The sequence below is a fragment of the Allocatenococcus thiocycli genome (genome assembly GCF_921292965.1).
GTDB classification, from domain to species: Bacteria; Pseudomonadota; Gammaproteobacteria; order Enterobacterales; family Vibrionaceae; genus Vibrio; species Vibrio natriegens.
In genome coordinates this window covers 46,190-56,475 of sequence record NZ_CAKLCK010000009.1, presented here as the reverse complement: position 1 = coordinate 56,475, position 10,286 = coordinate 46,190, and the positions used below count along the sequence as shown (strand labels likewise).

The window sequence follows — 10,286 nt, the reverse complement described above, 5'->3', positions numbered from 1 at the left end:
CCGACCACCAAACTCGATTACGAGAAATAGAAAACGAGATTCAAGCACAACGAGAAGAAGACAATCGAGGCTTTTGGGAGCGTTATCTTGAATCAATGCAAAGCAATCTGATGAATGTCGACCAGTTGGCCACAAACACTATAGATAGCTTTTCTTCCGGGATGGGGACCGCTTTCGAGCGAATGCTGTTTGACTCAGAGAATCTGGGTGATGCCATGACTAATTTAGCTGATGGCATGAGCCGAAGCTTTGTTAATGCCTTAGGCCGTATGGCATCTGAGTGGCTTGCTTATCAGTTAGTACAAAAGCTTGTTGGTATGGAAACGGCGACAGCGAGTGCTATCGCTGTGTCGACACAAGCGCAAGCTATGTCGCTGATGGCTGGCTTAAACGCCTATGCCTCTACCGCTGCAATACCAATCACTGGTCCACTAATGGCTCCTGGAGCTATGGGGTTAGCTCTAACCGCTACTGCTCCTATAGCTGCGTCGGTATCAGCACTAGCGTTTAGTGGAATTCTAGGCCAAGCCCATGACGGTATTAACCGTGTACCAAGAGAAAACGAAGGTACTTGGCTACTCAAAGCAAACGAGATGGTACTTAACCCAATTCAGGCCGATAATTTCCGCTGGATGATCGATATGATGCAGCAGATGAAAGCCATGATGGGAGCTGCGATGACTGCATCTGTAGGTGCACCTGCGGCAAACGACAATGCGGTTTCAGTCAATGTCTCGGGTGTTGACCGTTCTGACAATAGCTCGACTAACAATGTTGGAAGTGATTTATACCTCACCCTCAATCTGGTTGAGGATGCTTCTCGTGCCGGTACTGTGGAGCAGTCCAGTGATGGTGACATGACCACCTTAGATATCAAGGTCGCGAAGCTACTGCAATCGTCATCCACGCAAACCGCGCAGGTCATGCAAACCCGATTCAGGATACAGCAATATGGCAGTTAAGTTCTCTTACCCTGAAGGGTTACCGCGACCGCTGCTCACCGATATGAGCCTGAACCAGTCCACGGGCGTATTGGTCACCGAGTTTAGCACCGGACGAAAACGCGCCAGAAAGCTACCTAATCGGCCATCTGAAATGAAAGCCACCTGGAAGATGAAAACCAGCATGGCAAATTTATTTGAATCGGCTCTGGATAACTGGCTGCTCGGTCGCTGGTTTTTAATGGATATTAAAACGCCGTTTAGCGATGACCTGCAGCAATGCGAAGTGTTAATCACCCAAGACCCAAGAGATAAGCGCAAACCAGTCAATGCCAAGTTCTGGGAGTACACAGCAACAGTGCAGATCAAGAAAGTGCCACAAATGGATGAAGGCGCCCTGCTGGATGCCATGTATGCCCCGAACACCTTTGCTGAGCTGATTGCTCAACTAGAAACCACCATGATGGAGTTACCTTAATGTCCAGTTTCCCAGATTTATTAACTGCCTTTCAAGAAGCGGTGGACGCGCTAAAAGTTAAACTGAGTCAGGACCCAAATGCCAGTACCAGTTACAACAATGAAGCAATTCAATCGATTGCAAAGGACGTTGAAGACGCATGGTCAGGAATATCTGCAATGGTACAAGGCAGAAGCGCTTTTGAAACCAAAACCGATCTTTTATCGTCTGGAGCTCCGCCAGCCGATCAACTGCTTGCTGATGTTTGGAAAGATCCCGAGTTTGATAACAACGGCCTTTATGGTTGGGATGGAGCCGCTTGGGTAAAGAGTGACTACGACCCAACAAAATTGGCGAAGGTATTAGACAAAGAAGCCAATAATTATCCATTTTCATCCATTTCTGAGGATGATGGAAACACAACGATCGCTGCATTAAGAGATTTTATCGTTGATGTGAACCTGGTTAGTTCAGCGGATGAGGATTATTGGGTATGGCGAATAAAAAGAAACAATGGCGGTGAATGGGAGATAAACATCCATGACCTGGGTGGGCGGTATGGTCAATTTATCACCACGGAAAACCCTGAAAATGGTAATGCTGTGACGACCCATGTGTTGACTGGAAATATTCCGGGGAAAGTTACCGTTGATTGGAGCAAAATACCAGATGGAACACTTGTTAATAACGGCTCAAATAATGACCGCTATCAGATAACGCCTCAGATTAATGAAGCCAGGAAAGAACGACTATTTGATGTAGGTCGCCATGATAATGTTGACGAGCGTTTAGGCACGATAAGTGAATTTGTTTCAAACATAACACTCGATAGAGACCGCATATTCACCGTGCACGATGTGGTCGGTACTGTTCATGTGAATTTAATTGGCCCAGCTGCACCAGGTAAGGTTTTATCGTTAGAGTTATCGCATAACGTAACAGGGTTAACGTTCAATAAAGATGTTCGAGTTGAGTCAGGCGCTTTAGAAGCTGACCCTGCCCCAGGAATGTGTAATTACGTTTATGTAATGAATGTCGGTGATCAAATGATTGATGTGATATACCGATACGCGCCAGCTAGTCGGGCTTTGGTTCTCCCTCCGGTGCCTGTAAAAGTCACAACGGATTTAAATGGTAATGTGGTCACGGTCGTCTATTCTGGTTCGCTCAGTACCGACCCACTGCATCGTCCGATGCCAAATGATTTTAGTGTTGGCACTAAAAATAAAGTGACCAGCGTCAGTATCAGCGGAAATCAAATGATATTGACACTGGAATCAACCGTATCTGAAACCGCCCCAGACCCAACTAGCTATAAAAGCACCAACAAAGGCAGTCGTCCGGTCTTGCACTTTACGCCACACAGAATCAATGAAGCTTGGATGCCAATGGGGCTAAACGGTTGCCACTTAGATCCATTTACTCAGCGTATCTACAAGTTGGATTTTGATGAGTCTTTTAATTCGGATCCACTAGACCCAGAAACCCAGACATATCCGTGGGTCGTGTTTGGTAATAACACGGTTATGGAGGTGTTGGATGGCATTTTGACAATGCAAGGTACGGATAGGAATGGGTTACGGATAAATGACCGAGGTCGTTACTTTGAAAGTGGATCGATCATCGAAGTCCGATATCGAAACCTCACAGGTTCATCGCCATTAGCAACATATAACGGAAACAATGAGTGGGAGGCGCTTGGTGCGTCATCTGTAACACAAGGTGAATGGGTTATCGGAATAGCAATCTGGCGACCACAAGGTGTGATAGGGCCAAAGGTACATCACTTTCACGTGGTTAGCCATGGCGAGCTAATAGATACCTACGAGATTGATTATGTCAGAGTGTACAGACCATGAATTTATTCTTTTTCCAATTGTCCGCCTATCGCGCAGACATCGAAGAGGTTGACCTTTGGCTGGTTGCTGGGCAATCAAACACGGATGGGCGGGTAAGTCTATCTACTGAGCGACCATCTTGGCTACCGTCTGGCTATCTTGTGCCCAATACTCAATTGTTTAATCGTAATACTGGGCAGTTTGAAGATTGGGAATACCTGAGTAATTCTGGTGGTTCGAATAATGCGGATGATAGGTGGGCGTATGATAGTACCGCGATTTATAAACAAGCGATAACAACTGGACGAACGCAATACGTGATCAAAAATTCACTTGGTGGCACTTCGATTGGCCTCAACCCGCCAGCGGGTAGTGGGCAATGGAATGTTGATTATGAATCAGTTAGTCGTCCGCTACTTAAAGAGCTGGAAGACAGGTATGCATTAGCGATAGGAACGCTCGCCGACTCAGGAAAAAAAGGGGTGCTCAAAGGCATTCTTTGGCATCAGGGTGAAAGTGATAGTAACAGTCAGCAAAATAGAGATGATTATTATCAGAACCTCACCAATGTCATTGCGAAAGTGAGAAGCTTTACAAACGCTCCCGACCTACCATTTATTTTTGGCTCCATCCCCTTGAACTCGGGCCAATTTAGCTCAGAGGTTAATGCCGCCCATTTTCAAATCGCGTCTGAAGACCAGAATGCCCACATTGTAGATATGGGCGCTGGCAGTACCTTTGATGGATTACATTTTGACGGTCCGACATCAGAGTTTTTAGGAAATGAAATGGCATCAATTATGGAGGGGTTAACGTGAAATCAATAGAGGTTTACTTATCCTATGTCTCAAGCACTAAAACAATACCATGCCAGTGCCGGACCCGATGACAAGCTGATCACCCTGCAATTATCCTCGACCGCCTTTGCTACTCGTTATCTGGTTTCGGCGTTTGATGATGTTACTGCCGCTTTAGAAGATGCCACCATGGTGACTTTTGAGGCGGCGGGGCTAGCGGTGAACCTTCCAAAGTCTGCCACTGGAGCAGAGATGGAGCTTCAATTTGGTATCGACAACGTCACCGGTGAAGCGCGCCAGCTGATAGAAGCTGCGCGCAAAGCCGGTGCCGATGTGTTTATTACCCTGCGTCAGTATATGGCCTCGGATCTGACGGCACCTGCTTCCAAACCGATAAAATTCAAAGTCACCACCGCCACCACCACGCGTACTAATTGCTCGGTTTCCGCGGGTATCGGATATCTCAGCAATAGCGCTTGGCCACGTCCTCGATTTACAGTCGAGTACGCCCCTGGGCTGGCGACCATATCGTAACGATTCAAAAGGTTCTCTATGACTGCAGATGAAATTATCAGTACGGCGGAGCGCGTCCCGTATGTGCCAGGGGGCCGTGATCTGGATGGTTGGGATTGTTATGGCTCGGTGCGTTGGCTCTATCACCAATTCACGGGCGTGTTGATGCCGGAGTTTCCCGCGCTCAGCCATAAAGATAACGCAATCACTCAGCGTGCTGCTTGGTCCGTGCATGACAGCGTGGAGGAATGCAAATTTCAGCCCCTAGCGCTAGCGGCACAGTACAAAGGCCGTCGTTGGGTCCATATCGGTTTAGTGCTGCCCGACCGTCGCATCATTCACGCCTATGACGACATTAACAAAACCACTATCCACCGGCGCAGCATGTTTGAACTGCTCGCGCCAGTGACTAAGTACTATCAATGGAAAAGCTAACATGGCCACACTGATTGTTTATCCTGATGCAGCTGATGTGACAGTTCGCGAAGAAAACCAGATTAACGAGCCCACATTTAAAGCCTATCTTGATCATCATATCCCTGACTGGGATAAAGGCCCAATGGGGCATAAGTTAAAAACCCCGCGCTTTGTGGCCACGATTAATGGCCAGGTGTTTAACCCGAAAGAATGGACTAACCGAGTGTTACTCGACAGTGACACGATTGATGTTGTGCTCCCGCCCCAATTTACTGATCCTATTTCATGGTTGGTGGTAGCGATATCGGTACTCAGTGCTGGTTACTCAGTCTATGCCATGAACAATATGAATCAGCTGGGCTCCAATTCCAGTACGGTTCCCACCGGCAAAAACATCTATGACATTAACGTCCAGGTGAACAAGGCGGAATTAATGGGCGTTCGCCCTGAGTGGTTTGGCCGTCACCAGTCCGTGCCGAGTTACCTTTGCAGCCCGTATAAGTATTACAACGAGAACAATGAACAGGTTCTTGCTCTGATGCTGCATGTGGGGGAAGGGCATTACCAGATATCCTCAACCGGATTGACCATTGCTGGCACGCCAATTAACCGCCTGAGTGACGATGCTAACTGGCAGATTTTTGAGCCAGGTGAAGACGTCACCACGCATGAGGCTCATAGAAATATCTACACGGCGGAAGAAGTTGGCGGAACTGACAGCTCCGGTGGTCTTGATTTCATCGGGCCTAGTACTTCGATAGTCGTGAGCGTTGAAGATGATAAAGCCGTAATTCTTAGCGATAACACGGTAACGGTTCAAGACCGTTTTTCACGCACAAGTTATCACGGTGATGGCGAGCGAGAGACCACCTACTACTGGAGAAACAAAAACTTAAAATGGGATGATGGCACCACGTTCACAATCACTGGCATTTCATCCACGTCGGTCCTGATAGATGACATTGTCGAGATTGTCGACAGCGGTAATGATGAAACAACTGGCGACCCCCTGCCAGATAAGATTATAGGAAAAGGCTTTAGCGTCCTTAGCGTCAATCAGGAAGTCCAGTTATCCGGTGCGGGATCGAATGATTCCACTTATTTGGCTGTGCCTCTGTCAGACACTGAGCTGACTTTCAAAGATTTGGAAGGTAATTACGTTACCGACTTAACTCCTGCGCCAAGTGTGACTATTAAGATCACAACAACCAGCACGGATGATGGTCTTTACCAGGTCGTTTCCACCGATGCCAACTATCAGATGACAGTGACCCGCGTCGGGGATGAAGATTGGACCGGCTTTATTGGCGGAACGTATACGAGCGGTATCTCACTGGATGTAACCAGCGACACATTGCCCGATTATCAGCTTGGCCCCTATGTGGGGTGTCCAGAGGGTTATACAACAGACTATATCGAAATTGACATGCTCCGCAGCTCTGGGTGGGGACGATACGACAAAAAAGGCCGATTGCAAAATCATACCGTGGACTGGGAGGTCTGGGTGCGTGATGCGGATTTAGGCGAGCTTGATGAGTGGCAGGTGTTCCCGTTTATCTACACAGAAAAGAGTTTCGATCAGGTTGGGAAAACTCACCCCATCACGCTGCCAAGCGCGATACGTCCAGAAGTAATGCTGGTTAGGAAAACCAAGTCGTATGATGACACCAAGTACCTGGATAAACTTCAATGGATGCGCCTGAAATGCAAACTGCCGACGGCGACCAGCTACGAGACCAGCACCACGCTGGCCATCTCGATTCGTTCTGATTCCAACCTTTCATCATCGGCGACTAACAAGATCAAGGTATTGCAAACCCGCAAACTGCCGGTGCCCGATGGCGCTGGCGGTTGGACCGAAGAACTGCAGGCGACCCGAGACATTGCGCCTGCAGTTCGCTATATCGTGCATAATTCTGGCGGTTCAGATGATGACATCGACATGGATGAACTGCTTTGGATGCACGAAAACGTCTGGTCACCCAATGAGGAGTATTTCGACGGAGGCTTTGTCGATGATGGCACCATCTACTCGGCACTAAAAACCGTTCTACAGTCTGGTATGGCTGAGTTTTGTTTCGATATTGGCAAAATTCTGCCTAAGCGACTGTTTGAGAAAACCGGTGCCGGTCATGTCTACACGCCGGACGTCATGCAGGGTGACGGTTTAACCATCACCACCACACTGTATGATCCCGACCAGAACGAGGGCTTAATTGTGTATTACATGGACCCGACCGACTGGACAACCAGCAGCGTCAAGTGCTGGTTAGGCGATAAGAATTCGATCAGTAAATGGGGAGAATTGGAGCTGACCAAAGGCGTCACCTCAAGAACGCGCGCCTGGCGCATTGGCATGCGCATGCTGCGCCGCACTCAGGGTGAAAAAATCAATTACTCGTTCACGACGGAAATGGACGCGCTCAACAGTACCTATCTGGACTATGCCGAGCTGTGTGATGATTTGCCTAATTTTGGTCAGTTTGGTGAGGTCGTTGACTGGCAGGCGGTCCGCAACAGCAACGATGAATTAGTGGCACAAATTATGGTGGACCGAGACTTAGAGTGGACGGAGGGTGAATCTCACTATATGACCGTTCGACGTCATGATGGCACCGGCAATGGGCCTTTTGTCGCAACTAAAGTGAGCGCCCGTGTGGTGATGCTTGATGGCCAGCTGGACTTTATCCCGAATCTGACTGGGCAAATTGAACCGCCGCTGTGGTTGTTTGGTGATGCAACTCGCTATTCAGAACCTGCGGTGATTACATCGATAACGCCAAACGTTAACAACGAGAAAACTAAATGCAGCGTTAAAGCCGTCAACTACGTAGCAGACATGTTTAAAGACGATAACAACCTACCGCCAGCTCCTGGGGTTACTTGGTGGGAGTAGTTCTTTCAAGTTTGTGTCCGTGGACACAAAGCCATTAGGTATCAACAATACAAAATAAGGGCCACTGCATTGCGCAGTGGCTTTATTTTAATCATTAGTAACAGTGTAAACCATCGACTCTGGGGTAACTGAGCTTATTGATAATTGATAATTTCTAAATCGAATCGTTTTTGTATCCATTGGATAAATCAACTCTTGAGTGAACGCGGATCTTGCATGGTTGTCAAATGTGTACTCTCGATAAAGGACGTTGATACCACTGGAACTGAGTCCAGTAAAAATCAATTCATGGTTTATATACCCTGACTCTGACAATGGCGTTCGCGTTTCATGCTTCTCAAATAGGGCATCATTTGGTTCTATCGTATATTGTGAACCGCTACCTACCGGAGAAGTCCAATAGCTACCGGAAACTACTGTGTTGTCCCAATTTCCAGAGTCATCGATACCAAACATAAGGTGACTACCAGGGATCGTCACTATATCGTTTCCTTTTTCATTAGTCCCTACGATCTCGTAGACGTCACCTTGTTTCCCCGAAAGTCGCATTGCGACACTCGCTAAGCCACCGGATAAAAGAAAATCTTGTTTGGCTTGGTAAGAGTTAGGCTGAATTAAAGTTTTATAAGCCTTTCTAGTTAATAACTCTTCACCTACATAGGCTTTTGTTTTCACGCCAATTTCGTAGCTTCTCGTGTCTATATTTTCCACTCTTGAAGGAGCTGTTTTTGTAAAGTTTGCCGTAGAGGTACAGCCAGTTAACGCTGATGCCGCTAGCGTTAAGGCAAAAAGCCATTTCATATCGAATAGTCCAACTTGATTTTATATAAGCTTTACAAACTATTAGGTTCAATAAGCATTGTCACTAAACCGCACTATGTTTTGTGACTGCAATTGCATAGTGAACAGGTTTGGAATGTGGTTTAGCAGTAGGATGGTGTTGGAGAGAGATAATTTGAAGACGTTTAAACAGTTAGTAGGTTTAAAACAAAAACCGCGCAAATTGAAAACGACTATGTTTTTTATTTTGTGCGGTTTTGTTTTTCAAACCGCGCGGCGGGCTACATTCAGCAAACGTATATTTTGCTCCGACAGTATGCAGACACAGCCAGATAAACATCAATACATAGGCAGTGTTACTAAATTGATATCGAATTGAAATAATCCAAATCGCAATCAGGATACCAATTGCCGGAAAAATTTCGGCAAACCAAACCGCCCGTGAGTTGGGCTCCAATGCTGAAAACAGAAACACGACGGCATAAATAATCGTTAGTCCCAACAGTGTAGAAGTGCTTTTCATAAGTTATTCGATCCTTCACTTGGTTTTTTACGACAAGTCGAACGAAATGAGTATTGCTCAACTTATCGATGTCATAATTACATTTAATTGAACGCCGTGCAATTGTTTGTTTCCACTGACATTGATAACGATAACTGTTGGATAATGTACAGACCGCGCAACATTGAAGCGTTTGCGCGTGCACATTTCATTAAAGTTTGATTTACAACATGTCCGTACATAGAATCCGTGACTCAACCAAATAAAAAAAGAAGTAAAGTCATGAAACTGGAAACTGTCGATTACCTTGCTGATGATGCTGCTCAACAGTTCGTTGCATCTCTACGCGAAACTGGTTTTGGCGTGTTAAAGAACCATCCTATTCCTCAAGAGTTGGTGGAATCAATTTACAATAACTGGCAGGCTTTTTTTAGCTCTGAACAAAAAAATGATTTTCACTTTAACGTTGAAACACAAGATGGTTACTTCCCGCCTTCTGTTTCTGAAGTAGCGAAAGGGCATTCAGTAAAAGATATTAAAGAATATTTTCATGTTTACCCTTGGGGTCAGATCCCTGAGCAGCTAAAAGCCGAGATTCTGGAGTATTACCAGCGTGCGGATGCTTTTGCTCAAGAACTTTTGGGTTGGGTTGAGCAGTACGCACCTGAAGAAGTTCAGGAAAGGTTTTCAATCGCGCTGTCAGAAATGATCAACAACAGCCAAAAAACATTGCTTCGAGTTCTACATTACCCACCGATGACTGGTGAAGAAGAGCCGGGCGCAATCCGTGCTGCTGCGCATGAAGACATCAACCTACTTACGGTATTGCCAGCTGCAAACGAGCCGGGTCTACAGGTTAAGAGCAAAGAAGGTGAGTGGATCGATGTACCATGTGACTTCGGTAACTTGATCATCAATATCGGTGACATGCTTCAAGAAGCATCAGGTGGTTACTTCCCATCAACAACACACCGCGTTATCAACCCAACGGGTGGACGTCAGGATAAATCGCGTATTTCATTACCGCTGTTCTTACACCCGAAACCAGATGTGGTACTTTCAGAGCGTTACACTGCGCATAGCTACCTGATGGAACGCTTACGCGAACTTGGTGTAATTTAAACCTAATCGTTGACGACTAAGGC

At 46.6% G+C, this 10,286-nt stretch carries 8 protein-coding genes and 2 pseudogenes; 8 read left to right on the top strand and 2 right to left on the bottom strand.

The genetic code is table 11. The features are described 5' to 3' along the window. From L9Q40_RS04840 to L9Q40_RS04810, 7 genes and pseudogenes are all read left to right on the top strand, one after another. Positions 1–962, top strand: a pseudogene (locus L9Q40_RS04840) (hypothetical protein); the annotation flags it as partial. Then, positions 952–1,419 (top strand): hypothetical protein, encoded by a 468-nt coding sequence (locus L9Q40_RS04835; protein WP_498792369.1) that lies wholly within the window; start codon positions 952–954, stop codon positions 1,417–1,419. The pseudogene L9Q40_RS04840 and the gene L9Q40_RS04835, both read left to right, overlap by 11 nt. Further along, positions 1,419–3,257 (top strand): hypothetical protein, encoded by a 1,839-nt coding sequence (locus L9Q40_RS04830; protein ID WP_498792367.1) that lies wholly within the window; start codon positions 1,419–1,421, stop codon positions 3,255–3,257. The genes L9Q40_RS04835 and L9Q40_RS04830 overlap by 1 nt, the downstream gene beginning before the upstream one ends. After that, a complete protein-coding gene (locus L9Q40_RS04825; protein WP_498792363.1) occupies positions 3,254–4,054 on the top strand; it encodes a sialate O-acetylesterase in 801 nt (266 codons plus the stop codon). The genes L9Q40_RS04830 and L9Q40_RS04825 overlap by 4 nt, the downstream gene beginning before the upstream one ends. A 24-nt stretch (positions 4,055–4,078) precedes the next feature. Beyond that, a complete protein-coding gene (locus L9Q40_RS04820; protein WP_498792361.1) occupies positions 4,079–4,567 on the top strand; it encodes a DUF1833 family protein in 489 nt (162 codons plus the stop codon). A gap of 63 nt (positions 4,568–4,630) precedes the next feature. After that, positions 4,631–4,981 (top strand): NlpC/P60 family protein, encoded by a 351-nt coding sequence (locus L9Q40_RS04815; protein WP_163000645.1) that lies wholly within the window; start codon positions 4,631–4,633, stop codon positions 4,979–4,981. 1 nt (position 4,982) lies between these two features. Continuing rightward, positions 4,983–7,859 carry a host specificity factor TipJ family phage tail protein gene (locus L9Q40_RS04810; protein WP_498792358.1) on the top strand — a complete coding sequence of 959 codons (2,877 nt, stop codon included), beginning with the start codon at positions 4,983–4,985 and terminating at the stop codon, positions 7,857–7,859. An 87-nt stretch (positions 7,860–7,946) separates the two neighbouring features. Here L9Q40_RS04810 and L9Q40_RS04805 read toward each other — a convergent pair whose 3' ends face one another. After that, positions 7,947–8,660, bottom strand: coding sequence for a hypothetical protein (locus L9Q40_RS04805; protein WP_498792356.1), 714 nt, complete (start codon positions 8,658–8,660; stop codon positions 7,947–7,949). A gap of 265 nt (positions 8,661–8,925) precedes the next feature. Next, positions 8,926–9,162 (bottom strand): annotated as a pseudogene (locus tag L9Q40_RS04800) (DUF2238 domain-containing protein); the annotation flags it as partial. 261 nt (positions 9,163–9,423) lie between these two features. On the opposite strand from L9Q40_RS04800, the gene L9Q40_RS04795 reads away from it, so the two are divergent. After that, positions 9,424–10,263 (top strand): isopenicillin N synthase family dioxygenase, encoded by an 840-nt coding sequence (locus tag L9Q40_RS04795; protein WP_420659591.1) that lies wholly within the window; start codon positions 9,424–9,426, stop codon positions 10,261–10,263. Positions 10,264–10,286 lie beyond the last annotated feature (23 nt).